The sequence below is a fragment of the Microcoleus sp. B4-C1 genome, assembly GCF_036705285.1.
Classification (GTDB): Bacteria; Cyanobacteriota; Cyanobacteriia; order Cyanobacteriales; family Microcoleaceae; genus Microcoleus.
In genome coordinates this window covers 1-25,904 of record NZ_JAUBUC010000011.1, presented here as the reverse complement: position 1 = coordinate 25,904, position 25,904 = coordinate 1, and the positions used below count along the sequence as shown (strand labels likewise).

At 46.6% G+C, this 25,904-nt stretch carries 20 protein-coding genes; 16 read left to right on the top strand and 4 right to left on the bottom strand.

Annotation, left to right across the window (positions count from 1 at the left end; translation table 11 throughout):
• Positions 1 to 65: 65 nt before the first annotated feature.
• The gene (locus QUB26_RS06540) at positions 66 to 3,413 is read left to right on the top strand and encodes an EAL domain-containing protein (protein WP_333317186.1); all 3,348 of its coding nucleotides are present in this window, start codon (positions 66 to 68) and stop codon (positions 3,411 to 3,413) included.
• A gap of 165 nt (positions 3,414 to 3,578) precedes the next feature.
• On the opposite strand, the gene QUB26_RS06535 is transcribed toward QUB26_RS06540, so the two are convergent.
• Entirely contained in the window at positions 3,579 to 3,896 is a 318-nt protein-coding gene (locus QUB26_RS06535; RefSeq protein WP_333317184.1) for a helix-turn-helix transcriptional regulator, read from the bottom strand.
• Positions 3,897 to 4,151: 255 nt separating this feature from the next.
• On the opposite strand from QUB26_RS06535, the gene QUB26_RS06530 reads away from it, so the two are divergent.
• From QUB26_RS06530 to QUB26_RS06520, 3 genes are all read left to right on the top strand, one after another.
• Positions 4,152 to 4,412 (top strand): hypothetical protein, encoded by a 261-nt coding sequence (locus tag QUB26_RS06530; RefSeq protein WP_333317182.1) that lies wholly within the window; start codon positions 4,152 to 4,154, stop codon positions 4,410 to 4,412.
• 112 nt (positions 4,413 to 4,524) lie between these two features.
• On the top strand, positions 4,525 to 7,083 hold the full coding sequence (glgP, locus tag QUB26_RS06525) for an alpha-glucan family phosphorylase (protein ID WP_333317256.1): 2,559 nt from the start codon (positions 4,525 to 4,527) through the stop codon (positions 7,081 to 7,083).
• Positions 7,084 to 7,410: 327 nt separating this feature from the next.
• Entirely contained in the window at positions 7,411 to 7,752 is a 342-nt protein-coding gene (locus QUB26_RS06520) for a hypothetical protein (protein WP_333317180.1), read from the top strand.
• A 266-nt stretch (positions 7,753 to 8,018) separates the two neighbouring features.
• On the opposite strand, the gene mnmG is transcribed toward QUB26_RS06520, so the two are convergent.
• Positions 8,019 to 9,935: a tRNA uridine-5-carboxymethylaminomethyl(34) synthesis enzyme MnmG gene (mnmG, locus tag QUB26_RS06515; protein WP_333317178.1), complete on the bottom strand. Its 1,917-nt coding sequence runs from the start codon at positions 9,933 to 9,935 to the stop codon at positions 8,019 to 8,021.
• A 196-nt stretch (positions 9,936 to 10,131) separates the two neighbouring features.
• On the opposite strand from mnmG, the gene QUB26_RS06510 reads away from it, so the two are divergent.
• Positions 10,132 to 10,425, top strand: a complete 294-nt coding sequence (locus QUB26_RS06510) for a type II toxin-antitoxin system Phd/YefM family antitoxin (protein ID WP_333242286.1) — start codon at positions 10,132 to 10,134, stop codon at positions 10,423 to 10,425.
• Entirely contained in the window at positions 10,422 to 10,811 is a 390-nt protein-coding gene (locus QUB26_RS06505) for a PIN domain-containing protein (RefSeq protein ID WP_333138798.1), read from the top strand. Before QUB26_RS06510 ends, QUB26_RS06505 begins: the two co-directional genes overlap by 4 nt.
• Positions 10,812 to 10,882: 71 nt before the next feature.
• Here the strand turns inward: QUB26_RS06505 and QUB26_RS06500 are convergent, their stop codons facing one another.
• Complete coding sequence (locus QUB26_RS06500; RefSeq protein ID WP_333242289.1) at positions 10,883 to 11,236, bottom strand: transcriptional regulator; 354 nt, start codon at positions 11,234 to 11,236, stop codon at positions 10,883 to 10,885.
• Positions 11,237 to 11,452: 216 nt separating this feature from the next.
• Between QUB26_RS06500 and QUB26_RS06495 the strand changes: the two genes are divergently transcribed.
• The 10 genes from QUB26_RS06495 to QUB26_RS06450 all read left to right on the top strand — a co-directional run bounded on the left by QUB26_RS06495 (position 11,453) and on the right by QUB26_RS06450 (position 24,846).
• A complete protein-coding gene (locus QUB26_RS06495; RefSeq protein ID WP_039887994.1) occupies positions 11,453 to 11,782 on the top strand; it encodes a hypothetical protein in 330 nt (109 codons plus the stop codon).
• A gap of 198 nt (positions 11,783 to 11,980) precedes the next feature.
• Positions 11,981 to 13,510, top strand: a complete 1,530-nt coding sequence (psbB, locus tag QUB26_RS06490; RefSeq protein ID WP_333242292.1) for a photosystem II chlorophyll-binding protein CP47 — start codon at positions 11,981 to 11,983, stop codon at positions 13,508 to 13,510.
• Between the two features lie 419 nt (positions 13,511 to 13,929).
• Entirely contained in the window at positions 13,930 to 14,025 is a 96-nt protein-coding gene (locus QUB26_RS06485) for a photosystem II reaction center protein T (RefSeq protein WP_006635641.1), read from the top strand.
• A 194-nt stretch (positions 14,026 to 14,219) separates the two neighbouring features.
• Positions 14,220 to 14,777 (top strand): transcriptional regulator NrdR, encoded by a 558-nt coding sequence (gene nrdR, locus QUB26_RS06480; RefSeq protein ID WP_333317254.1) that lies wholly within the window; start codon positions 14,220 to 14,222, stop codon positions 14,775 to 14,777.
• Positions 14,778 to 15,519: 742 nt separating this feature from the next.
• Entirely contained in the window at positions 15,520 to 15,672 is a 153-nt protein-coding gene (locus tag QUB26_RS06475) for a hypothetical protein (protein WP_333149600.1), read from the top strand.
• A 109-nt stretch (positions 15,673 to 15,781) separates the two neighbouring features.
• Positions 15,782 to 16,921, top strand: coding sequence for a 30S ribosomal protein S1 (locus QUB26_RS06470; RefSeq protein ID WP_333242295.1), 1,140 nt, complete (start codon positions 15,782 to 15,784; stop codon positions 16,919 to 16,921).
• A gap of 565 nt (positions 16,922 to 17,486) precedes the next feature.
• Positions 17,487 to 18,896, top strand: a complete 1,410-nt coding sequence (locus QUB26_RS06465; RefSeq protein ID WP_333317176.1) for an adenylate/guanylate cyclase domain-containing protein — start codon at positions 17,487 to 17,489, stop codon at positions 18,894 to 18,896.
• Positions 18,897 to 19,126: 230 nt separating this feature from the next.
• The gene (locus QUB26_RS06460) at positions 19,127 to 23,347 is read left to right on the top strand and encodes a chemotaxis protein CheB (RefSeq protein WP_333317175.1); all 4,221 of its coding nucleotides are present in this window, start codon (positions 19,127 to 19,129) and stop codon (positions 23,345 to 23,347) included.
• Between the two features lie 177 nt (positions 23,348 to 23,524).
• On the top strand, positions 23,525 to 23,908 hold the full coding sequence (locus tag QUB26_RS06455; protein ID WP_333242304.1) for an endonuclease domain-containing protein: 384 nt from the start codon (positions 23,525 to 23,527) through the stop codon (positions 23,906 to 23,908).
• 197 nt (positions 23,909 to 24,105) lie between these two features.
• Positions 24,106 to 24,846 carry an HAD family hydrolase gene (locus QUB26_RS06450; protein ID WP_333242307.1) on the top strand — a complete coding sequence of 247 codons (741 nt, stop codon included), beginning with the start codon at positions 24,106 to 24,108 and terminating at the stop codon, positions 24,844 to 24,846.
• A gap of 348 nt (positions 24,847 to 25,194) precedes the next feature.
• Here the strand turns inward: QUB26_RS06450 and QUB26_RS06445 are convergent, their stop codons facing one another.
• Positions 25,195 to 25,683 carry an N-acetyltransferase family protein gene (locus QUB26_RS06445; RefSeq protein WP_333242412.1) on the bottom strand — a complete coding sequence of 163 codons (489 nt, stop codon included), beginning with the start codon at positions 25,681 to 25,683 and terminating at the stop codon, positions 25,195 to 25,197.
• Between the last annotated feature and the right edge of the window lie 221 nt (positions 25,684 to 25,904).

The window sequence follows — 25,904 nt, the reverse complement described above, 5'->3', positions numbered from 1 at the left end:
CTTCTGCTAAGATTTTTACAATTTTTGGTTCCTAAAAAAGTATTTTATCTTAGGAAATAGAGCAAATGAAAATAATTTTTCAATTAATTTGGGGATATTTCGCGGTTGCTATTTTTGGTGTGGAATCTAGCATGAGTGCAAAAATATTACCGATAAGTGTATGGGGTGAATCTGGCACTCACCCTGTAGAAAGGGTTTTGGTGCTGTCTCAAAAACATAGCTATTTGCGATCGGCATCTCGTCCCCTTACCTCTGGAAGCGCCGCATTATTTTTGAATCATTTATCCCAAATTGAACCACAAGAATATCCTAATTACAATCATATCAACTCTCAGCTAACCAATCAAAAATATCCTAAGTTTAGGTTAAAACTAATCGGTTATTCTCTGGTTTTTCTTGGTTTGGTAATTTCATTATTGATCCGGGGGAAGACAGTAAATAGCTTATCCAAGACGATGAGGTTAATCAAGCCGAAGTCTGAAACAGAGAATGACAAGCTACCAAAAGGAGAAAAAGTGTTATATCCAAAAAAAGAACAGGATATCTGGCATACTATTGCCCAGATGACCCAAGATTTGCAGCAAACTGCCGAATATGCTCTCGATATTTGTGAGGAAATGAACGTCTCGATAATTGCGACGACTCCAGGCGGTCATATCCTATCGTTAAACCAAGCTACCTGTCAACTTTTGGGATACTCTAAAAAAGAGTTGTTAGGCAAACCAATAGCCGGACTTTTTAAGAAAAGTGAATCACCAGCCCCGGAGTTAGATTTAGAAAGTTTAACAGCCGAAGGTTCTGTCCACAACGTGGAAAAAGTCTACCTTTCTAAACAGCGAAAAAAAATAATTATACTGCTTTCTATTTCAATTATTCGCGACAGTCAAGGCCAGGTCAGCGGCAAGTTATATATAGCACAAGATATTACTGATAGCAAGCGGGCTGAAAGAAATTTGCGGCGCAGTGAAAAAAAGTTTCGCCAACTGATAGAAACTGTGAATGCTGTGGCATTTATCTATCACCGCAGACAGTTACGCTATGTCAATGCTGAGACAGAAGCTCTGACAGGATATACTCGCGAAGAATTACTAGCATTGGATTTATACGACTTAATTCATCTAGATTTTATAGAAATAGTTAAAAAATGGGGTAAATCCAGCCATGCGCGCTCAACAGCAGGCTCTAAATATGAATTAGTAATAGTCACGAAAACTGGAGACATGCGCTGGATTGAAGCAACTGTAGATATTATAAAATTTGAAAAAAAAGCCTCAATCTTGATCACAGCATTTGACATCAGCGATCGCAAATTAGCAGAGTTAGAACTAGAAACATCTCTTTCGTTGCTTCAAGCAACCATTGAATCTACGGCTGACGGTATTCTGGCGGTTGACAGTGAAGGAAAAGTTGTTAGCTTTAACCGTAAATTTGCCGAAATGTGGCAGTTGCCGGATTTGCTGGTGGATTCGAGAGATAATAACCAAATTTTGGGTTTTGAAATCAACCAGTTAAAATACCCGGAAATATTTCTCAACCGTGCTAAAGAATTGTCCGATCGCCCTGCAGCAGAAAGTTACGATCTCATGGAGTTGACAGATGGCAGAATCTTCGAGCGCTACTCGTTGCCTCAGCGCACGGGAGGCAAAATTACTGGTCGAGTATTCAGCTTTCGGGATGTAACGGAACGGGTGCAATCCGAAGAAAAACTCCGCAAAAGTGAAGAACGTTTTCACCTGCTGACGCGGGCGACAAATGACGCCGTATGGGACTTTGATTTGTTAAAAAATGAGTATTGGTTAAGCGAAGAATTTGAAAAAGTTTTTGGATACAAACTTAACGAAACTCAGACGATAGAATTAGAATCTTGGTGGCTAAATATTCATCCCGAAGAACGGGAAAGAGTGATGTTAAGCTTCAACCAAACAATGAACTCAGACGCTCAATGTTGGTCGGAAGAATACAGCTTTCACCGTGCAGACGGGGGATATGTTTTTGTGCTCGATCGCGGCTATATCATCCGCAATGAAAGTGGCCAAGCAGTCAGGGCGATCGGCACGATGATGGACATTACTCAGCGCAAGCAAGCTGAAGAAATTATTCGCTATCAAGCTGTTTATGACCAACTCACCGGTTTACCGAACCGGATACTTTTTAACGAGCGGCTGCTGGCGTCCTTAAAACAAGCTAAACAAACAAAAAAAATGCTTGCTGTGATGTTTTTAGACTTGGACAGGTTCAAAAAGATTAATGATACACTAGGTCACGCTGCGGGCGATCGCCTGTTAGAAGGTTTTGCCGGACGCATCAGCGACACTTTGCGATCGACTGACACGGTAGCCCGCTGGGGAGGCGACGAATTTACCATACTGCTTCCCGACATCAATTGCTTAGAAGATGCCGTTAAAACAGCTCAAAGAATACTCAACAATTTAAAGCCACCATTTAAACTAGAAGGACAACCGTTTCATGTTAGCAGCAGCATCGGCATTGCCCTTTATCCCGATGATGGTGAAGAGGCCGAAACTTTAGTCAAAAATGCCGATGCTGCCTTGTACTACGCTAAAGAAATGGGAAGAAATAACTATCAGTTATATACTTCAACACTTAATCCCCACGGCAGCCATTTACTAACTATAGAACACAGACTGCACGAGGCTTTAGAACAAGGAGAATTTGAGGTTTTCTATCAGCCAAAAGTCAACATTACTACTTGGCAAATTCAGGGCATGGAAGCTCTGCTGCGCTGGCAACATCCACAATTAGGTTTAGTTACTCCCGCTACATTTATTCCCATCGCCGAAGAGAACGGACTCATTGTACCTATTGGGGAATGGGTGCTGCAAACAGCCTGCACTCAAAATAAAGCTTGGCAGGATGCTTTGCAGCCAGATTTGCGGGTAGCAGTCAACGTTTCGGCTCGGCAGTTCCAGCAATTTAATTTATTAGAAATGGTAGCGAAATGCTTGGAAAAAAGCGGTTTAGCACCCAAGTATTTAGAGTTAGAAATTACCGAAACTACAGCCATGCAAGATGTGGATTATACCACAAAAGTTCTCAGGGAGTTGCAGAATATGGGAGTGCAAATTGCGCTGGACGATTTCGGCACGGGTTATTGTTCTCTAAATTATCTCAAAAAGTTTCCCCTGAATATCCTAAAAATAGATAAATCCTTTGTCAGCGGATTGACGACTGATCCCTGCGAACGGGCGATCGCCAAGGCTGTAGCGACGCTGGGGCGAGATTTGAACTTGAGCGTGGTAGCCGAAGGAGTAGAAACTAAAGAGCAGTTGGAGTGTTTGCGCGAACTCCACTGTCAAGAAATTCAGGGTTATTATTTCAGCCCTGCACTCTCGGCTGGCGATGCTAGGAAGCTATTGCTAAATTCTCAGTTGAAACAAGTAAAAATTGCTTAATTAGTCATTAGTCATTCCTCATCAGTCATCAGTCAATTGTAGGGTGGGTGAGGCGCGGTTCAAGATTTATCTATTGCTGACAATAGTTAATCGGCGCGCCTCACCCACCAATAGGGATCAGGTGCTTCGTGCGCCCCCGAAAGTTATAGTTCTTGACCGCGAATCTTAGTCTCCCGACTTATTTTCCTGCGCTGCACCCCCAACATCATCACTGCTAGAGGGCTTCGGCGGGCCTAAGTTGTCGGGCAATTCGTTAAGATTCTTGCCCAAAGCGTGACACAGCGCTTTAACTTGAGGAATTGTCAGCTCCGGGGCATCAAGTCCTCGCTCCCAATTGCTAATCGCCTGTCGAGTTAAAGTTTTTGCTCCTGTTTTATCGGGGATTTGGCTTGCGAGTTGAGATTGAGTTAAACCGACAGCCTCTCTCAATACTTGCAAGGCTGGCTTGGTATTTGGATCTTGATTGGGCTTCTTTCTGGACATATATCAGCAAAACAAAGCAAGCACACTTGACAAACCGGATTTACGCAAGTATGCTTGCTTTTATAGACACGACAAAAGGCGGCCGGGCGGGCCTGACATTGGGTGTTTAGCTTGCTCAAACCGCCTTAACAATAGTGTCTCCCATTAGTGCAAGTGTTTTCGCAAACACCTGCACACCCCTTAACCTGCAGGGGTTTGGACTTGCAGAACCAAGCCCCTTTCTCTCACAAGCGTTAAATCAGGAGTGAAAATCCAATGAAATCAGCGGCACAAAATCAGGTACTGCATCAACTCAAGCTCATGGAAACCAACTTGCACGAAATTCAGTGCAAGCTAGTTAAAACCTCCGTTTTAAACTTGTGGCAAATAGTTTTGCCCGATGGAAAGAGAATTTTGCTGGAACACGCGGGCGGCGGACACTGGATTTTTCGGTCTAACGGTATAGAGAAATCTCATCCAGAAGTGCGAAAAGCTGTTTTGCGGGCGATCGGCATTTGCTCGCGCCACCGCAGTTAAGGTAACAGCCGATCGCCCCCCGCAGCTTAAAACTTAAAATAGTGTGCAGAATAACGGACTTGTACCCAAAGACAGAGGAAAATATCGCTACCCCAACATAAATGCTTTGTCTATGCAGCCAATTCGCACATTTAACGTTTCCCCGTCGCTACCGACAATTCTCGAACCCCTACGCAAGCTTGCCTACAACTTGCACTGGGACTGGAACGTCGATACCAAAGACCTCTTCCGCCGCCTCGATCGAGACCTGTGGGACTCCAGCAACCAAAACCCGGTGCTGATGCTCGGAACCATATCTCAAGAGCGACTGCAAGAAATGGCAGAAGACGAAGGCTTCATTGCCCAAATGAACCGAGCAGCCCAGCAGTTAGACGATTATCTCAAAAACCGCGCCTGGTACCGCAAACAGCGCGGCACCGAGCAGCAAGAATGCTACGCTTACTTTTCGATGGAATTCGGCTTAGTTAAAGCCCTACCGATCTATTCGGGCGGTTTGGGTGTGCTCGCAGGCGACCACCTCAAATCAGCTAGCGATTTGGGCTTGCCCTTAGTCGGTGTCGGCCTGCTTTACCAAGAAGGCTATTTTTCGCAGTATCTCAACGCCGACGGCTGGCAGCAAGAACGCTATCCGCTCAACGATTTCTACAATATGCCGCTGCACCCAGAACGCAATCCCGACGGTTCGGAATTGCGGATTGAGGTAGACTATCCCGGCCGCAAGGTGTACGCCCGGATTTGGCGGGTACAAGTGGGAACGGTTCCTTTGTACCTAATGGATACAAATATTGAACCTAATAGTCGCTACGACCAAGATATTACCGACCAACTGTATGGCGGTGATAAAACTCTGCGGATGCACCAAGAAATCATGCTGGGTATTGGCGGCGTGAAAATGCTCAAGGCATTGGGGCTGACAGTTACGGCTTATCACATGAATGAAGGCCACGCGGCTTTCATGGCTTTGGAACGCATTCGGATGCTGATGGAGGAATATCACCTGAGTTTCGTAGAAGCGGAACAGGTGGTGGTTTCGAGCAGTATGTTTACGACTCACACGCCGGTGCCGGCTGGGTTTGACTTGTTCGAGCCGGATATGGTGATGCACTATTTAGGTCAGTATCCCAAGATGTTTGGCTTGTCGCAAGATGAGTTTCTGGGATTGGGCCGGGAGAATACTGGCGATTTGTCCGCACCTCTGAATATGGCAATTTTGGCAATTAAAATGTCGAGTTTTGTCAACGGGGTGGCGGCTTTGCATGGTGTGGTGTCGCGCCCGATGTTTCAGGGTTTGTGGCCGGGTTTGCCGCAGGAAGAAGTACCGATTACTTCGATTACCAACGGGGTACACGCTCGCAGTTGTGTGGCGAAGTCTACTCAGGAGTTATACGATCGATACCTTGGCCCGGACTGGGAAATGACCGGTAAGGACGATCGTCTCTGGGACAGGCTTTCGTCGATTCCTGATGAGGAATTGTGGCGCAATCACGAACGCTGTCGATCGGAGTTGGTGGTGTTCGCACGGGAGTGGCTGCAAAAGACTTTGCGCGAGCGCGGTGCGGCCCAAACGGAAATCGAACACGCGCGGGAGGCTCTCAATCCGAAGGTGCTGACGATCGGGTTTGCACGCCGCTTTGCTACTTACAAGCGGGCGACGCTGTTTTTGCGCGATGTCGATCGAATTATGCGGATCATGCGGGATCAAAATCGCCCGGTGCAGTTTGTGATTGCTGGGAAGGCTCACCCGATGGATATTCCGGGTAAGGAATTGATTCGAGATATCGTTCACTTCATCCGCGAGCACGAGACGATGAGCTCGATGGTGTTTTTACCGAACTACGACATTAACGTTGCTCGGATGATGGTGTCTGGCTGCGATGTGTGGCTGAATACGCCGCGCCGCCCGCGTGAGGCTTCGGGTACTTCCGGGATGAAAGCTTCGATGAATGGTTTGCCGAATCTGAGCATTCTAGACGGATGGTGGGATGAGGCTGATTATGTTCGTACCGGTTGGCCGATCGGACATGGGGAATTTTACGAAGATACTAAGTATCAGGATGATGTCGAGGCGAATGCTTTGTACGACTTGATGGAAAAGGAAGTTGTACCGCTGTTTTACAACCGGGATGCTGATGGCATTCCCCGCGGTTGGACGGAGAAAATGAAGGATTCTATTCGCTTGAACTGTCCTTTCTTCAATACTGCTCGGATGGTGAAGGATTACGCGCGGCGGGCTTATTTCCCGGTGAGCGATCGATTCTTCACGATGACTTCTGATAATTGCGCTCCGGCCAAGGAGTTGTCTCACTGGAAGAAGCACGTTCTCGCGAAGTGGCACGATATTAAGATTGAGGCTGTTGATATTTCCCAGGATAAGGAAGTTAAGGTCAATCAGTCGATCTCTGTTAAATCTCGGATTAATCTGATGGGATTGACGCCTGCAGACGTGCAAGTTGAACTTTATCAAGGCTCGGTTGATGCTAACGGCGATATCATTGGTGGCGTGCCGGTGGTGATGGAGTATTTGGGAGAAGATGCTAACAATGCTAGCCTTTATACGGCTGACATTACTTATACTTCTAGCGGTTTGCAAGGTTTGTCGTTGCGCGTTTTGCCCAAGCACGATAATCTCAGCAGTCCTTATGAAGCTGGTGTGATTCTCTGGGCACATTAAAGGAAGGAGGAAGGAAGAAGGAAGAGGGAAGAAGGGCACGACACGGATTCGGACACGGATACACGGATGAATTTAACTGTGTTTCCCCATTCTCCCCCTCTCTCTCCCCCTCTCCCTCTCGCTGTCTCCCCCTCTCTCTCGCACTCTTTATGAAAGTTGGGGAATGATTATGTAGCCGATTGTGCGATCGCCCAATACCTCATTCCGCTCTATTCCCCAGTACCACCAGTGAGCACGTATATAAGCGTATAGCAAGGCATCTCGCTGTTCTTTTAAGGCTTTGAGGGGGCAACACTGGTGGGGACTTTGGGGAGGTTTGAACCACCGATGAACGCTGATTCTTATGCGGAATATTTGCGAAATTCAGACTTGGTTCGAGGATTGATCAATATCTACAATATACTGGCAGAATTTCATCAATTAGAGTTGACATTCTGCCAGTTTTCCTTTTTTGTGGCTTTGCTGAATACAGGTATAAATTCAAGATTTCGGAATTTTTATAAGCCCAGTCGGGTGATTTTTGTAACATCAAGCGAAAAGTTTATTCATACCGTGACTCAGCAAAGCCCAGAATCTATATCCATCACTATGAAAGCCGCAGAACAAAATAGTGGTGCCACAATAGTCACACTTTTTCATACTGCTATAGCAATCCTAAATCATTTGTGAATTTCTTACTCCCTCCCCTTGATAAGGGGAGGGTTGGGGTGGGGTAAAAAGTTTACGAATCCTGCAAAAATTGCTATTTTTAATAAAACTCAAGGGAGTCTTGAGACACCTCTATAGCAATCCTAAATGATTCAGATAAATTTGTAGGGGTAGTGCTACCCCTACTCCCCGTGCCTACCCCCTATCTATCGGGCAACCACGGGGAGTAGGGGTCGGATTGCCCCTACAATAATTATGCAAATGATTTAGGATTGCTATAGTTTAGCTTATTTAGCAACACCCGCTGGCTGCTGACGGTTTCGCACTTCCAGAAAAATCAACAAAGCATTAACATCAGCCGGATTCACCCCACCAATTCGGGCAGCTTGGCCAATCGTCAGCGGTTTCACCTTAGCCAATTTTTCCCGCGATTCTTTGGATAGAGTTGTAATTGCCATGTAATCCAAATCTGCAGGCAATTGTCGGCGTTCGTGTTTGGCAATGTCATCGATTTGATTTTGCTGTCTTTGCAGGTAGCCGGAATATTTGATGTCAATTTCTGCACCATCTTTCTCAGCCAACTTCAGACTAGAATTGCCTAAATTGTAGCGTTCCAAATCCACATAATGAAAACCAGGACGACGCAACAAATCAGCCAGAGTAATTGAACCTTTAATCGCTTGTTGAGTGTCAGCAAAAATTGCCTTGCCTACTTCCTCGTGTTCTTTCACCCGCGTCGAGTACAAGCGTTCCTTCTCTGCCACAATATTAGCTTGTTTGCGATCGAACAACTCCCACCGGCGATCGTCAATCAAGCCAATTTCCCGTCCCAGCGGCGTCAAGCGTTGATCCGCATTGTCCGATCGCAATAATAGCCGATATTCCGATCGCGAAGTCAACATCCGGTAAGGTTCCCGCAAATCCTTCGTACACAAATCATCGATCAAAGTGCCGATATAACTTTGCTCGCGAGGAAACACAATCATCTCCTGATTTTTCGCAAACCTCGCGGCATTAATCCCCGCCACAATCCCCTGTGCAGCCGCCTCCTCATATCCAGTTGTACCGTTCACCTGACCCGCGCAAAACAGCCCTTCGATCTTCTTAGTCATCAGCGTTGGAAAGCACTGAGTAGCCGGCAAATAATCATACTCCACAGCATAAGCAGGGCGCATCATCTCGCACTTTTCCAAACCCGGAAGAGTCCGCAGCATTTGCAACTGCAAATTTTCTGGTAAACCAGTAGAAAATCCTTGGATATAAAGTTCAGGAATATCTCTACCTTCGGGTTCAATAAAAATCTGGTGACTTTCCTTATCCGCAAACCGCACAATCTTATCTTCAATACTCGGACAATAGCGCGGCCCCTTAGCATCAACCCAGCCGCCGTAGACTGGAGAAAGGTGCAAATTGTCTCTAATTAACTGATGAGTAGCTGGCGTAGTTCGAGTTAAATAACAAGGCATTTGTTCCCGTTCGATCCAAACTTCTGGATCGAAACTAAACCAGCGAACCTCTGTATCTCCCGGCTGCGGTTCTAGGTTGGTGTAATCGAGAGTACGTTTGTCAACTCTTGCCGGAGTTCCAGTCTTCAATCTGCCAGTTTCAAAGCCCAAACGGTTGAGAGTTTCCGTCAAACCAACGGCGGCAAATTCTCCCGCACGTCCGGCGGGCATCGACTTATTGCCTACCCAAATCGTGCCACCTAAAAAAGTGCCTGTGGTGAGAATTACTGCTTTGCATTCAAAAGCGACGCCGAAGTATGTTTCGACTCCGATAACTTCTTCATTTTTGCCCAAAACTAAGTCTGTTACCATCGCTTCGCGGATGGTTAAATTCTCTTGATTTTCAACAATATTATTCATCACAGCGGCGTATTCCCGCTTGTCTGTTTGTGCTCTCAGCGCCCACACTGCGGGGCCTCTCGATGCGTTGAGGACGCGCTTTTGTAAGTAGGTGCGATCGGCCATTTTGCCAATTTCCCCGCCTAACGCATCAACTTCGTTAGTAAGTTGGGTTTTAGCCGGGCCGCCGACAGCCGGATTGCAAGGTTGCCACGCAATTTTGTCGAGGTTGAGGGTGAGGAGAAGGGTGCGACAGCCGAGGCGAGAAGTGGCGAGGGCGGCTTCGCAGCCGGAGTGTCCGCCACCTACTACGATGATGTCGAAACTGTCTTGGAATTGTACTGGTGTTTGTGCGGTCATTCGATTTTAGATTTTAGATTTTAGATTTTAGATTGAATAATAGACATCTGGCAAAATTAGGTTTTAGTCCGGGTAGGACTAGGGCGTGTTTTCTTTCCCTAGAATTGGCTTAAATTGTAGGTTGGGTTGAGGAACGAAACCCAACATTCCAAAAATCGTCAAATCCTCTCCCCCTCTAATATCATAGATAATCTAGATGCACAACAGCTTAAAATCGATGTACGGTAAGTCCCTATACCCTCACCCCACTAACACCATGACACAGATCGCCCTTTCCGACCTTCCCGAAACCATCCAAGCCCTACTCACCCAAGCCATACAAACCGGCGAACCCCTCACCATCGCCCAAAACGATCGGGCTGTTGCCATTATCTCCCCCATCAAAAAAAGTAAACGAGCAGCCTTCGGATCTGTCAAAGATAGCGGCAAAATTATCGGAGATATCATCGAGCCAACCTCTAACATCGTAACTTGGGATGTCCTGTCATGAAACTCTTACTAGATACCCACATTTGGCTTTGGTATCGTCTTGGGAATCCTCGCCTATCAACCACTTTACAAACGGCGATTGCTAACGAAGAAAACGAACTTTGGTTAAGTCCCATTAGCATTTGGGAAACCCTACTACTCGCCGAAAAAGGAAGATTAACCCTAGAACCCACACCAGAAAAATGGATTCAAAAAAGCCTACAAGAACTCGACACAAAAGAAGCAATCCTCACCAATGAAATTGCGATTCTGAGCCGTCAACTAGATATAATACACCAAGACCCCGCAGATAGATTCATTGCCGCCACCGCCGTTCATTACGAACTAACCCTCGCCACCGTCGATCCCAACCTAACCCAAGCTACTTGCCTAAATACTCTCAGCTAATCCAACATTTTGCACACCGCAAACGACTTTGAAGACTCGATCGCTCTCACTAAAAAAACGGTGTTCCTCAATTAAAACTCTTCCTCTCCATTAGTGTAGCTGCTTTCTTCAAACATCAATGTTAATCCAGTAATTTTTACGGGGGGTCGATCTTTGAATTCTACGACAAATGACAACTCCCCACCCATTGCCGCGATATAACTTTGCAAAGTAGATACCAACAAATCCGCACGGCGTTCTAGCCGCGAGACATTTTCTTGACGCATATTTAATAATTCTGCCATGCGAATCTGAGTAAATTTCCTTGCTTTTCGTAAGTCTTGCAAGGTCATTTCTTCAGCCATTAATTCAACCGATCGCTTTTCGACTATTGCTCGTTGTTCGGGAGGCAAATTCTCCATAATAGTCTTCAGGCTAATTGTCATCTGTTTCTTGCTCGATTAACTTATTCTAATGATCGGTAAATCTACTATCTGCTATCTTAATTTGAGTAAATTATGCCTTACATAGCATATTATAGGCAATAGTCGATCGAATAACCATATTTAATATGCACCCTTCGCGCCTTCGCAGTTCGATAGTTCCGTACAATTGCAGTTTTGCGTTATGTTAGACAAAAAAATCTCAACAAGCGTACACAAGTGAAATACTTCTTCTTATCCGACGGCTGGAAAGTTGGGCGCGTCTGGGGCGTAGGTGGCGAGTGGAGTCACGCCGCCTGGAGGCGGGCGCCGGACATCCAACAGCTCAACCTCTGTCTTTCCGATCGCAACGAAAAAATGTGGCTCTACCGCGTAGAAGACGCCGTACTCATGGTAGAAGTCCAACCCGCAGTCCGTCCCGATCCTGCCGATCCCGCCAAAAATATCGGCAACGTCACCCTCACCAGACTGATCGATGCCGAGCAAGTCCTCGAACGCCTCGGGACGATCGCCGCCCGCTGCGAAATGGGCAACCCGCAACTAATGTAATGCTCAACATATTGCAATCGGTTCTAACACTCGATACACTTCTTTAAATAACTTTCATTTTTATGCCTCCACCTTTGAAGGTAGATGGCAGTCGGCAAAAGGCAGAGTTTAAACCCTGCAGGTAACTGCTGGGGATTCAAAATCTGATTTTTCCGTAAAAATAGACATCATCACTTACACCTTGGAGAACCGCAGTCAATGGGACTACCCTGGTATCGCGTACACACAGTCGTCTTAAATGACCCAGGCCGATTGATTTCTGTACACTTAATGCACACTGCCCTCGTGGCAGGTTGGGCCGGCTCAATGGCCCTTTATGAACTAGCAGTTTTTGATCCCACAGACCCAGTTCTGAACCCAATGTGGCGTCAAGGGATGTTCGTGTTGCCCTTCATGACTCGCTTGGGAGTTACGGGTTCTTGGGGCGGTTGGAGCATCACTGGCGAAGGTAACGTCGATCCGGGCTTCTGGTCCTTTGAAGGCGTCGCCGTCGCTCACATCGTCCTCTCTGGCCTGCTGTTCTTAGCAGCAGTTTGGCACTGGGTATTTTGGGACTTAGAACTTTTCAGAGACCCTCGCACCGGTGAACCAGCCCTTGACTTGCCAAAAATGTTTGGCATTCACCTGTTCCTCTCCGGCTTGCTTTGCTTCGGCTTCGGCGCATTTCACCTTTCGGGACTTTTTGGGCCGGGAATGTGGGTGTCCGACCCCTACGGCCTGACCGGTCACGTCCAGCCAGTGGCGCCTTCTTGGGGCCCTGAAGGCTTCGATCCGTTCAATCCGGGCGGCATCGTGGCTCACCACATTGCAGCGGGCGTAGTCGGCGTAATTGCCGGTTTGTTCCACTTGACAGTGCGGCCGCCGGAACGTCTTTACAAAGCCCTGCGGATGGGGAATATCGAAACTGTACTTTCTAGCAGTATCGCTGCTGTGTTCTTTGCAGCCTTTGTGGTTGCGGGTACGATGTGGTACGGTTCTGCTGCAACTCCGATCGAACTTTTTGGCCCGACTCGCTATCAGTGGGACGGCGGCTATTTCCAACAAGAAATCGATCGCAGAGCTCAAGCTAGCTTGGCCGGTGGCCAAAGCTTCCAAGAAGCTTACGAACAAATTCCTGAAAAATTGGCTTTCTACGACTACGTGGGCAACTCTCCTGCTAAAGGCGGTTTGTTCCGGGCCGGCGCGATGGTCAATGGCGACGGTATTGCTAAATCTTGGCTGGGCCATCCAGTATTTACTGACAGCGAAGGTCGGGTATTGTCGGTTCGCCGCCTCCCCAACTTCTTTGAAACTTTCCCAGTAATTTTGACGGACAAAGATGGGGTCGTTCGCGCTGACATCCCCTTCCGCCGTGCTGAATCAAAATACAGCTTTGAACAAAGCGGAGTTACCGTCAGCTTCTACGGTGGTGAACTTAACGGTCAAACCTTTAATAATCCTCTAGATGTTAAGAAGTTTGCTCGCGCTGCTCAAAAGGGTGAAGTGTTTGAATTCGATCGCGAAACCTTGAACTCGGACGGCGTTTTCCGCACTTCGACTCGCGGTTGGTTCACATTCGGACACGTTTGCTTTGCTTTGCTATTCTTCTTCGGCCATATCTGGCACGGTTCTCGGACTATTTTCCGCGACGTGTTTGCTGGAGTTGAGGCTGACTTGGAAGAACAAGTCGAGTGGGGCCTGTTCCAAAAACTGGGCGACGTAACCACCAGAAGACAAGAACCTCTCTAAATTTTGCCAGCCTCTGGGTAGGGGGGAAACTTCCCCGCTACACAAAAACCCGGTTTCTTCAAGAAACCGGGTTTTTTTAGTTAAGAATAAAACCAGCAATTAACTACCAGCCGGGAAGTCCCGAACGTATATTTAGAGGGGATTAATCTGAGCGCTCGGCCCCGTACCCCGTTGGGAATTACTCCTTGGGATGAAAGGTTTGTTGGGTTTTGGTACCGAAACCGACAATTATTCTTTTAAACCCCAAGATGATCGGGAAATACTCTGATACTATATTAGCAAGTGGGGGTGGAACTACCTCACTATAAAAAGCCTTTGAAAAAAAGGAAAAAGAAGCCTGCGGTCTAACTGTACTCAGTTGACCGTCAGGTTTGTTCACGATAAAATAATACGGCAAGGGAAGATAGGGAAAATTTAACATGGAAAGTGTTGCTTACATTTTGATTCTGGCTTTAGCCATAGGCGTACTATTTTTTGCGATCGCCTTTCGGGAACCTCCCCGGATTGGCAAATAATTAGCTATACGCCTGCGGTAAGTCCAAAATATCCTGAACCGGACTGCGGTTAGCCCGCATCATAGTGATCTAATTTGGTGCGGGACTCTTTCACCGCTGTGTGCTAAGTGATTTTTCTAGTCCAGCCATTCATCAGACCCCAAGGGGTTAGATGAATGGCAATTTGCTGGCAATGCCTGTTAAACTCAGCAATCATGCGCTGTTCCTCCTGCCAACACACAAATAGCCGCGTTCTAGAATCGCGTTCAGCCGAATCAGGTCAAAGCATCCGTCGGCGGCGTGAGTGTTTGAACTGCCAGCACCGCTTCACAACCTACGAACGCATAGAATTTGTGCCGATTACGGTGATCAAGCGGGACGGCAAGCGCGAATCTTTTGACAGGTCAAAATTAGTCAGGGGATTGATTCGGGCCTGCGAAAAAACAGGTTTGTCTTCGGGGCATCTCGAAACTCTGGCTGAAGAAATTGAAGCGCAACTTCAAGGTCGATCGCTCCGAGAAATCGCCAGTTCAGAAATAGGGGAACTGGTGCTGTTGCACCTGCGACCCCTCAGCGAAGTCGCTTATGTCCGTTTTGCCTCGGTATATCGGCAATTTCGAGGCATCCGAGATTTTGTAGATACCCTAAATCACCTTCAGAATCCCCTCAACGAAGCTGAAGATACAGAAACTAGACCGAATTTTGACGCAGATTTGCCGGATTCCGAAGCAGTCGATCGAGAAAGCCCAGCATCCTGCGCTAGTCCCAGCTAAGCTCGCTTAAATTAATTTATAGAAATATTTTGGGAGATTGAAAACCTTGTCGCGAGGAAGGCCGGGAGGAATAGCGACTCAAGGGACTCTCTTTCGAGCGAGTGTTCTTTTTTCTCAGTAATAGTGCTGGGTGTGATATGATCGTCATCGGTCTAAAATAGAGTATAACTAGACAACGTAAAAACTTAACTGGATTAGTTGAGTGCGTAGTCACACCTAACGGTGTTGCAGTTTAGGAAAGCTCGCATTTGAACAAAACCTAACTAAAGCTCGGTGACTAATTAAATACGGTAGGACATACCGAAATTTACGCTTCTGGAGAAACCGACCTCTACTTAGACTGGAGTAATCCTGTCGCCAGCAAGTCGGCTCGTTGAGTCAGTAACCCCGGTCTAAAGACACGGGGCTTGTAAGAGAAATCTGGCAAGCCATACTGACCAGACTAAGGCTTAATTGCCTACGTTTTGAGAGTCACGACACCCTGTGGATGCGTAGCTAGTCCCCTGCTCTGTCATCTGCAATTAAACAGTTCTAAGGTCACTGGAACAGTGTTGCAGGTCTAACAAGCTCTCGAAACATTGTCGAAGCTAACATTACCCCATTCATGGGAGGCACAACCCGTGCAAAATACTATGCGTACAGGGCTGGGAAGTTTGAGGCGGTAATTGTCCCGTTGAAAGTGCAACACAAAAGCACACCGAGCCAACCAGTCCCAAGGCGGTAGTAAATCAAAAATGTAAAGATGAAGAATCTCAGTTTATTTATACCTGAGAGTGTCAAAATAGTCTACTTGACTCGGAATGTTAAGATTCAACGTTTTAACACAGAGTATGGAGTAACAGTAATGGCAAGCGCTGGTGTGCAGTTGCACCCGGCAAAAGTTAGCAAAAACTGACTTTAGTAAAAGATTTGGAAAAAAGTTAATCGCTTTTTCACCAAAATCTCGAATATCTGCCGGCACAAACGAAAAACATGAAGGAGAGAAATCCTAGGAAACTATTCGCATGGTCAATCTCAAAACCACAGTCAAAGACATCGGCTTTACTCACGAAGATTTTGCAGCCCTACTTGATAAATATGACTATCACTTTAGCCCGGGCGATGTAGTAGCGGGTACAGTTTTTAGTATAGAACCGAGGGGCGCTCTGATTGATATCGGTGCTAAAACAGCAGCGTACATTCCCATTCAGGAAATGTCCATCAATCGAGTGGAAAGCCCTGAAGAGGTATTGCAATCAAACGAAACCAGAGAATTTTTCATTCTAACCGATGAAAATGAAGACGGACAGTTAACCCTGTCCATCCGGCGCATCGAGTATATGCGGGCGTGGGAAAGAGTGCGACAACTGCAAGCAGAAGATGCCACAGTACGATCGCAAGTATTTGCCACCAACCGCGGCGGCGCACTCGTGAGAATAGAAGGCTTGCGAGGCTTTATTCCCGGTTCTCACATCAGTACCCGCAAACCGAAGGAAGAATTAGTCGCCGAAGAATTACCATTAAAATTCTTAGAGGTAGACGAAGATCGCAACCGCCTAGTGTTGAGTCATCGTCGCGCCTTAGTTGAGCGCAAGATGAACCGCCTCGAAGTCGGGGAAGTCGTCATCGGTACAGTACGCGGTATCAAGCCTTACGGTGCCTTTATCGACATCGGCGGCGTCAGCGGCTTGCTGCACATCTCGGAAATTTCGCACGATCACATCGATACGCCTCATAGCGTTTTCAATGTTAACGACGAAGTGAAAGTGATGATCATTGACTTGGATGCCGAGAGAGGCCGGATTTCTCTCTCCACCAAGCAGTTGGAACCGGAGCCTGGAGCGATGGTCAAAAATCGCGAATTGGTATACGAAAAAGCTGAGGAAATGGCAGCTAAGTTCCGCGAGAAAATGCTGGCTCAAAAGCAAGCTAAAGCAGGCATAGACATTCCTGTAGACTCGATCGATGCTGATGATGACCTCTCCGACGAACTCGAAGATGTGCCCTCAGCAATGGAAGAGGATCTGCCGGAAGTAGCACCTGAAGTAGCACCCGAAGCAGCACCCGAAGCAGCACCCGAAGCAGCACCCGAAGCAGCACCTGAAGCAGCACCCGAAGCAGTATTAGATGTAGAGGAAGAAATCCCTCCTGCGACGGAAGAATAACATCACAGTTAGTGTTATTAAAAGAGGGAAAATTCCCTCTTTTTTTTTGCCTTAAACGTCCCAATTACCAATCATTAATTACCAATTAATATCAATTCTGAAAAGTACGCGCGCATTTGTAGGGAAACGGAATTGCCCATAGGTGTCAACTTAACGTTAAACCCATAGTCCGGCAAGGGTTGAAACCCCTGGCGGACTGACGGGATGACTAACGAACTTGGCGAGCTAACAGCTTAAGTTGACACCTATGGGCATTGCTGTCTCCCTACTTAGTGGTTGACAATTAGCAATTACCAATTAGCAATTACCAATTAGCAACAATTTAATATGTTCCTGCTGGCAGATGCACCGATCGCACTTTAAATTAAAACAAGTGGCAGCGCGATCGATCTTCCTAAATAAACCTAGCCTTTATGCTGCTAATTTGTTAAGATTTACAAACATCAGGGACATCCGCACAAGTGCAAACTCATCAGCATTCTCAGGCAAAAACAAACTAGACAAGCAAATTACACAAAATAATACTTAGAAATTTCTTGCCATGAGGCTCAAAGGCAAGTGGATCATGAACATCGCACTATTAAAAGAAAAATTAGAACAGCTCAAAAAACGTCCCAATTCGAGCAAAGGAACGATCGACCAAATCGAAAACTGGTTAACCGGTTCCCACATTTTGCAGAGATTGAGAATTAATCCATACTACGTAGCAGGCGATACAGTCAAGAATGTTAAAAAAATTACTTCCGAATTTCTGCACGGAGTGAAAGCCGGTGCCTTCGACTTGCACTGGGATATTCACTGCCCCCACTGCAACATGATTACAGAAGAATTTAAAGATTTGGCAGACACATCAGAAATGTCTTTTTGCCCGATGTGCGATCGCGAGTTTAAAATTGATTTGCTCGATCGCGTCGAAGTTACTTTTTCCCTGAACAAAGAAATCGAAGACCCGCAACTGCGGCCCGTCTGCGCTCCCCCTCCCGTACTTCAGAGCAAACTGCAACTGGTAACGCCTTTATACTGCACCGAATCGGAGATTGTTACCTTAGAAAACGGTCGATATCGCTACTGCTGTCCCTTGACTTTAGCTAAAGGGATTTTAAAGGTTGAAGGCGAAGAAACAGAAACCATACAAGAAATTCAACTCCAGCAGTTGGCCGGCCCAGATTTTGACAAACAAGAGCTGGCCGTGCGTCCCGGAAAAGTCAAGATAGAATTAACTAATACGGAACACAATTTGTCGGGGCTGATTTTGCATTCCGATGAATTGCCAGATGAATTGACAGTAGAGCAACTGCCCCTGCGGCTGTCAGGAATGCAACTGCTTCATCACCCGGATTATAAGCGTTTGTTCGGCGATCAAGTAATCTCGGAAAGAGAGCGAGTCAAGATTCGGGCAATTACTATTATGTTTACTGATATTACCGGTTCTACCAGAATGTACGAAACACTGGGAGATACCAAAGCTTACAATATTGTGCGCGATCATTTTGAAATTTTCTTTGAGTCGATCGAGAAATTTGGCGGTAAAGTCATTAAAACCATCGGCGATGCCGTCATGGCTTCCTTTATCAGTAACGAACAAGCAATTATGGCCGCCGCCGGTGCTGTGGCCTGTTTCAGAGAATACAACTCAACTCGCCAACCACAAGAGTGGATTCAAGTCAGAATTGGCATTCACCGAGGTACGGCTTTGCTGGTAAATCTCAATAATTCGATCGACTATTTTGGTTCGACCGTCAACAAAGCCGCCCGCATCCAAAATCTTTCTAAAAGTGACGAAGTTTCGTTTTCCGAAGATGTTTACAATGACCCAGCATTTTTAACAGCATTAAAAGCTGCTGGAGTGTCAGAAATTCACAAACGAGTTGAAGATTTAAAGGGAATACAAGGTGCACAAGTCGCTTATACTGCTAGAATTAATACAGAATCTGTAATTGCGCTGTCTGCTGCACTGGTCGCTGAAAAAAGTTAAGTAGGTCAACAAATATCAGTGGTTATTGCTAGCTTCTCTTGGCGATCGCCCCAAAAGCAGAGAGAGTTCTTCGATCGCATACAGCTCATGGCTCCAAGAGTGTAGCTCACCCTTAAGGGAGTTGCGTTATGATGGCAACTTAACTAACTATCAAAATATTCTGAATTAATCAGTCGCACACTTTCCAGATAGGTATGCTGCTAAATAACTGAAGTCGAGGACTTCATATCATGACTTCTCATCAATTATCTCAAGAAAATACACCGGAAGAATCGATCGCACCAGCCGCCCTCGACAGCGAACAATTAGCCGAAACCGATGCCCCCTTTCCCATTGTTGGGATTGCGGCCTCAGCAGGAGGGTTGGAAGCATTCACGCAGTTACTGAGCCATTTACCGAGCGATACGGGTATGGCGTTTGTGCTGATTCAGCATTTAGCCCCCGATCACAAAAGTCTGCTGAGCGAGATTCTCGCGAGAACGACGCAAATGCCTGTTAATGAGGTAAAAGACGGCATAGCTGTAGAGCCCAATCAAGTCTACGTTATTCCGCCCAACACCAAGATGGTGGTATCTAACGGCGCGCTGAAACTATCGCCTCGCGAGAAGATTTATGGCAAATATATGCCGGGAGATGCGTTTTTTACCTCATTGGCAGTCGATCGCGGGCACAAAGCAATCGCCGTAGTTTTATCCGGGGGAGACGGAGACGGTTCACTGGGGCTCAAGGCAATCAAAGCAGCCGGAGGCATGACTTTTGCTCAATGTCAAGACACAGCAAAAGTCGATAGTATGCCGAATACCGCTGTTGCCACAGGCAATGTCGATTTCGTTCTCCCACCGGAAAAAATTGCCGAGGAACTGGCAAACTATAGTCACAATCCCCTTCTCACTGGCCCGCTTCCCCTGACAAAAGTTGAAGAATCGCCCGAACAGGAAAATGCCCTGGCAAGTATTTTTGCGCTGCTGAAATCGACCACAGGCGTAGATTTTAGCCACTACAAACCCACCACGATCGCTCGACGCATTCAGCGACGGATGGTACTGTACAAGCTGGAAACCTTGAATGATTACGCCCAACATCTTCGACACCATTCGGCTGAAGTCACAGCCCTATATGAAGAAATCCTGATCCACGTTACCAGTTTCTTCCGCGATCCCGAAGCCTTTGAAAAGTTAACAGAACTGGTTTTCCCCAGGATTACCCAAAATAAATCGGCCGAAACTCCGATTCGGATTTGGGTGGCGGGATGTTCGACAGGTGAAGAAGTTTATTCGATCGCGATTTGCTTGTTAGAGTTTTTGGGGGATCGAGTCATCCAGCCATCGATCCAGATTTTTGCCACAGACATTAGCGAACAGGCAATTGGCAAAGCGAGGTCTGGCGTCTACTCAGAAAACCAGATGGTAGATGTTTCACCAGAACGACGTAGTGCCTACTTTATTGCCCAAGAAGAAGGTAGCTATAGAATCAGCAAGGCAGTCCGCGAACTGTGTGTATTTGCCCGACAGGACTTAGGTAGCGACCCGCCTTTTTCCAATCTCGATTTAGTTAGCTGTCGCAATGTCCTGATCTACTTGGGAGAGTCATTGCAAAAAAAAGTGATGCCCATTTTTCATTACAGTCTTAACCCAAATGGCTTTCTGTTGTTAGGCACTTCTGAGAGTACCGGAAAATTCTCATACTTGTTTACTTCAGTGGAAAAAAAATATAAAATTTATGCCAAAAACTTGACGGCGACTCGTCCGACTTTTTCGTTTACGCCTAGTTCCTATCCCGTAGCTAAAGCACGTGAACAGCAGGGAGTGAAGGAAAATTTGACAAATAGCTTTGATTTACAGCGAGAAACAGACCAACTGATTTTGAATCGCTATGCCCTAGCAGGTGTGGTTGTCAACGAGCTCATGAACATCCTGCAAGTACGGGGAGACATCAATCCTTACTTGAGACTGGCCTTCGGAACGGCCGACTTAAACTTGCTGACAATGGCAAGGGAAGGCTTGCTAGTTGAGCTTCGCACCGCCATTTATCAGGCACAAACGGAGAACGTGACCGTTAGGAAAGAAGGGGTATCGGTTGTTGAATCGGCCCGACGATCGACTATCGTCAATTTTGAGGTGATTCCGTTCCAGCCACAGGCGGTCGAAGGACGCTACTTTTTGGTGGTATTTGAAGAGGCTTCACCCCCGGTGCTTAACTTCAGCACTCTCCCTTCTGAAAGCTTCGATCAAGCTGATTTAGTGCGCGAAATTGAGCTGCTGAGGCAGGCACTTGCAACCGCTTACCAAGACAAAACTGCGGTGCAAGCGCAACTGCAAGCGGTGATCCAGGAACACGAAACTCTCAACCAAGACATCAAAATTGCCAACGAAGAAATCCTATCGAGCAATGAGGAGTTGCAAAGCACCAACGAGGAGTTAGAAACTGCCAAAGAAGAGATTCAAGCCACTAACGAGGAACTCACTACCACTAACGAGGAACTTCGCAGCCGAAATATTGAACAAAGCCGGGTCAATAACGATCTGATAAATTTGCTTTCCAGTATCAATATCCCTATTTTAATGCTGACAAACGATTTACAGATTCGACGCTTTACGCCAACGGCACAGCAAATTTTTAGTGTGATTCCCACAGATGTTGGACGACCTTTTAGCGACATCCGCTCAACTCTGAACGTTCCTGACTTGGAACAGATGATTTTGGAGGTGATTGATACTCTCCAGACGAAAGAACAAGAAATTCAAACTTTATCGGGATATTGGTACAACCTCCGCATTCGTCCTTACCGAACAACGGAAAACCAGATTGACGGTGTGGTGATGGTTTTGCTCGATATTGATGCTCTTAAACGCAGTGCCAGAACCTTGGAGGAGGCGCGAAATTATGCTGAAACCATTGTGGAAACGGTGCAAACGCCTTTAGTTGTCTTAGATGCTGATTTCCGAGTGAATAAAGCAAATCGATCGTTTTATGAATTGTTTCAGGTTTCACCGTCAGAAACAGCAAAATATTCGCTGTTTGAGCTAGGCAACGGGCAGTGGAATATTCCCCAATTGCGATGGATTTTGGAAGATATTCTGGTGAGTGATGTTAAGCTTGAAAACTTTGAGTTGGAGCACCTGTTTGAGCAGATCGGGCAGAAAATCCTGCTGCTGAATGCTTGTAAACTTGAACGAGAAGACCAAGCTTTAATGATTCTGTTGTCGATCGAGGATATCACGCAGCGCAAGCAGTTTGAGACAGTACGATCGCAGTTATTACTGCATGAACAGTTGGCCCGCCACCAGGCAGAAACAGCCAACCGTAGTAAAGATGAATTTCTGGCGAATCTCTCCCACGAATTACGCAATCCCCTGACTCCGATCCTGGGCTGGGCACAAATTCTGCGTTCCGGGAAACTGAAGGAACCAGCCGTTACTAAGGCTTTAGAGGTGATCGATCGCAGCGCGAGGGCGCAATCTCAGTTAATCGAAGATATTCTGGATATTTCCCGGATTACCAGTGGCAAGCTTCAACTGTGCATTTGTCCGATCGATCTGCGGTTAGTGGTGCAAGCCGCGCTGGAGGGGGTTCAATTATCAGCCGAAGCAAAAAACATTCAAATTGTTTCGGAGTTGATTTCTACAACTGTTTTAGGGGATATCAATCGCTTGCAGCAAGTTGTGTGGAATCTTCTGTCTAATTCGATTAAGTTTACTCCGGCGGGAGGACGAGTGGAAATCCTGCTATCGGCGATCGAGAATCATGCTCAACTTCGAGTCAGGGATACCGGAAAAGGCATTGAGGCACAATTTTTGCCGTATATTTTCGATCGTTTCCATCAAGGCGATTCCACCAGCACTAAGACTAATCAAGGGCTGGGATTGGGTTTGTCGATCGTGCGTCACCTGGTTGAATTGCACGGGGGAACGGTGCAAGCCGAAAGTCCGGGTGAGGAACAAGGAACTACAATGACTGTGAGATTGCCGTTGCGATCCCTACCGCCAGAGTTGACATCGGCGATCGATTTAAAGTCAACTGATTTGGTAGAGCCTTTAAACGCCTCTAGCGATCGCGTCCCCTCTCTCAAAGGTTTGCACATCTTAGCCGTAGACGATCTGATCGATACCCGCGACTTCTTACAATTTGTGCTTGAAGGCTACGGGGCGGAGGTTTTGGCTGTTGAATCTGCCAGAAGTGCGATCGCTGCTTTGACTGAAAATCCGGGCAGATATGACGTGCTCATCTCCGATATCGGAATGCCAGAGGAAGATGGGTATTTCTTAATTCGAGAAGTGCGAGCTCTGGCTGCGGAAGCCGGAGGAGAAATCCCAGCCGCGGCGCTGACTGCCTATGCGGGCGATAAAGAACGCGAAAGGGCGATCGAAGCTGGTTTTCAAAGACATATGGTTAAGCCCATCCAGCCGGTTGTACTAGGATTAATGGTGGCTAATTTAGTAGGAAGATTTTAAATATTTTGGAGTTGTGATTTATGATGTTTGAGATTAGATTAGGCAGTTAAACTCTTGTCCCCCGGAGATCCCCCTAAATCCCCCTTAAGAAGGGGAGTAGGGGTTGACTTTGAGAAGAGTCTTGTCCCCCCCTTCTTAAGGGGGGCTAGGGGGGATCTCCGGATCGAGATTAGGAGGATGATGATCAAATTAAACGACTCGAATTTCCACCTACCTTACAACCCAAAACTCATCCCTATCGCCAAGGAACTTCGGAAAAATCCAACTCCAGCCGAAAAGAAACTTTGGGAAGATTTTCTGAGAAATTTCCCTTTTAGAGTTTTGAGACAGCGACCCATCGACAATTTTATTGTAGATTTTTATTGTGCTGCTTTAAGATTGGTAATTGAGGTTGATGGCGAGAGTCATTTTACTGAACAGGGGAAACAATATGATGCGGAAAGAACAGGGATTTTCGAGGGGTATGGACTGCAAGTTGTCAGGTTTACGAATGTTGATGTGTTGCAGTGTTTTGAGGGAGTTTGTCAGGAGTTGTTGAGTGCGTGCGATCGTCATTCTTAGGGCCAGATATCCCCTAACCCTCCTTAATAAGGGGAGGACAAGAGTACGATATATCTCGTAATAGTTAAGGCCAGATCCCCCCTAGCCCCCCTTAATAAGGGGGGGACAAGAGAGTTATGTTGCGCTAAAAACAATTGCTAAAAATAGCGCAATATGGGAAGATAGAAAAAAATATAAAAATTACGGAGTTCAGATTCTTGGTAACTATTAAATGTCGGGGCATTACCTTCTCGAATATCCAAGCCGTAATCTTTGACAAAGACGGCACTCTAGAGGATTCTCAAGAATTTTTGAGATTGTTGGGAATTAAGCGATCGCGCCTCGCAGACGCTCAAATTCCGGGCGTTGGAGAGCCTTTACAAATGGCTTTCGGCATCGAAGCTGGCAGCATCGACCCCACGGGTTTGCTAGCCGTCGGTAGTCGCAGGGAAAATGAGATTGTGGCGGCGGGATACATCGCCGAAACCGGCCGGGGATGGCTGGAATCTTTAACTATTGCGCGCCGCGCTTTTGACGAAGCTGACGAAATGTTTAAAAAGAGTGCTGTTTCTCCTTTATTTGTCGGCAGTTTGGAAGTGCTGAAATATCTTTCGGAAGCGGGTTTAAAATTGGGAATTCTTTCGGCTGCTACAACAGAATCGGTGCAGAAATTTGTGAAACACCACGGCTTAGCCGAGTGGATTCAGTTAGAAATGGGAGTTGATTCAACGCTTCATAAACCCGATCCGAAATTGTTTTTGCAAGCTTGTGAGAAACTCGGAGTAAATCCCGCAGCAACTTTGATGGTGGGAGATTCAGCGGGCGATATTCAGATGGGTAAAAATGCGGGCGCGGCTGGCTGTATCGGGATTTGTTGGGGAAAGGCTGAGGTTAGTCATTTGGAAAATGCTGATGTGGCGATCGCATCTTTGGATGAAATTAAAATTTTAACAGATTGAGGTAGGGAAACGGCAATGCCGTTTCCTCCAAATTAGGACACGGCATTGCCGTTTCCCTACAAATCAAGACACGGTGTTGCCGTTTCTTCCAAATTAGGACACTCCAAGAGCCCATTGGTGACAACTTAACGTACAACCGATAGTCCGGCAGGGGTTGAAACCCCTGCCTCAAAGCTAAAGTCCTCTTAAGAGGACTGAGAAGAAAAATTTAAGATTCATTAGTCCTCTTAAGAGGACTTTCGCTATTAGACAGGGAATTCATTCCCTGGCGGACTGAGGGGCGGACGGAAGGATTGGGCGGACTGACAGTTTAAGTTGACACCAATTGGCATTGCCGTTTCCCTACAGCTAACAACGCAAACCCAGAATTACGACATCTCTTTCAACGCCGTCAAGTTCCGCAACTTGTGGCAGATATCCCCAGCGCTGAAAGCCAAATTTCTCAAACAATCTTACACTCGGCTGATTGTGAGCAAAAATTATTCCTATGAGAGTTTTAAGCTTCAATTCTGGACTCCGCACAATTGCCGATTGCAATAAATTTTGTCCGATTCCGCAGCGTTGGCGATCGGGTGCGACGTAGATGCTAACTTCTGCTGTATGCTGATAGGCAGCGCGTCCGTAGAAAATCTGCAAACTCAGCCAACCAACAATATTTTGTTCTGATTCCATTACCCAAATCGGCCAGGAATTGGGGGAGTGTTCTCTGTACCACGGGAGGCGGCTTTCGACTGAGACTGGTTTTAAATCTGCGGTGGCCATTCTGCCCGGTATTGCTGCGTTATATATTTGGACAATTGCTGGCAAATCGCTTTCTTCTGCGTCGCGGATTTTCATCGTTGGGTTAACTGTTGACTGTTGACGGTTAACTGATACCAATTTAAGGTGAAGTTGCACATATCTCGATCCCCCTAAATCCCCCTTAAGAAGGGGAGTAGGGGTTGACTTTGAGAAGAATCTTGTCCCCCCCTTATTAAGGGGGGCTAGGCAGGGTGGATTAATTGTCCCCAAGTAAATTATAATAGTCGAGCGCGAGCGGATCGAGTCCGCTCGCGCTC

Excerpts from the sequence above, each read along its gene's own strand:
- QUB26_RS06540 (WP_333317186.1), top strand. The coding sequence starts at position 66 with ATGAAAATAATTTTTCAATTAATTTGGGGATATTTCGCGGTTGCTATT.
- QUB26_RS06535 (WP_333317184.1), bottom strand. The coding sequence starts at position 3,896 with ATGTCCAGAAAGAAGCCCAATCAAGATCCAAATACCAAGCCAGCCTTG.
- QUB26_RS06530 (WP_333317182.1), top strand. The coding sequence starts at position 4,152 with ATGAAATCAGCGGCACAAAATCAGGTACTGCATCAACTCAAGCTCATG.
- glgP (WP_333317256.1), top strand. The coding sequence starts at position 4,525 with ATGCAGCCAATTCGCACATTTAACGTTTCCCCGTCGCTACCGACAATT.
- QUB26_RS06520 (WP_333317180.1), top strand. The coding sequence starts at position 7,411 with ATGAACGCTGATTCTTATGCGGAATATTTGCGAAATTCAGACTTGGTT.
- mnmG (WP_333317178.1), bottom strand. The coding sequence starts at position 9,935 with ATGACCGCACAAACACCAGTACAATTCCAAGACAGTTTCGACATCATC.
- QUB26_RS06510 (WP_333242286.1), top strand. The coding sequence starts at position 10,132 with ATGCACAACAGCTTAAAATCGATGTACGGTAAGTCCCTATACCCTCAC.
- QUB26_RS06505 (WP_333138798.1), top strand. The coding sequence starts at position 10,422 with ATGAAACTCTTACTAGATACCCACATTTGGCTTTGGTATCGTCTTGGG.
- QUB26_RS06500 (WP_333242289.1), bottom strand. The coding sequence starts at position 11,236 with ATGACAATTAGCCTGAAGACTATTATGGAGAATTTGCCTCCCGAACAA.
- psbB (WP_333242292.1), top strand. The coding sequence starts at position 11,981 with ATGGGACTACCCTGGTATCGCGTACACACAGTCGTCTTAAATGACCCA.
- QUB26_RS06485 (WP_006635641.1), top strand. The coding sequence starts at position 13,930 with ATGGAAAGTGTTGCTTACATTTTGATTCTGGCTTTAGCCATAGGCGTA.
- nrdR (WP_333317254.1), top strand. The coding sequence starts at position 14,220 with ATGCGCTGTTCCTCCTGCCAACACACAAATAGCCGCGTTCTAGAATCG.
- QUB26_RS06475 (WP_333149600.1), top strand. The coding sequence starts at position 15,520 with ATGAAGAATCTCAGTTTATTTATACCTGAGAGTGTCAAAATAGTCTAC.
- QUB26_RS06470 (WP_333242295.1), top strand. The coding sequence starts at position 15,782 with ATGGTCAATCTCAAAACCACAGTCAAAGACATCGGCTTTACTCACGAA.
- QUB26_RS06465 (WP_333317176.1), top strand. The coding sequence starts at position 17,487 with ATGAACATCGCACTATTAAAAGAAAAATTAGAACAGCTCAAAAAACGT.
- QUB26_RS06460 (WP_333317175.1), top strand. The coding sequence starts at position 19,127 with ATGACTTCTCATCAATTATCTCAAGAAAATACACCGGAAGAATCGATC.
- QUB26_RS06455 (WP_333242304.1), top strand. The coding sequence starts at position 23,525 with ATGATGATCAAATTAAACGACTCGAATTTCCACCTACCTTACAACCCA.
- QUB26_RS06445 (WP_333242412.1), bottom strand. The coding sequence starts at position 25,683 with ATGAAAATCCGCGACGCAGAAGAAAGCGATTTGCCAGCAATTGTCCAA.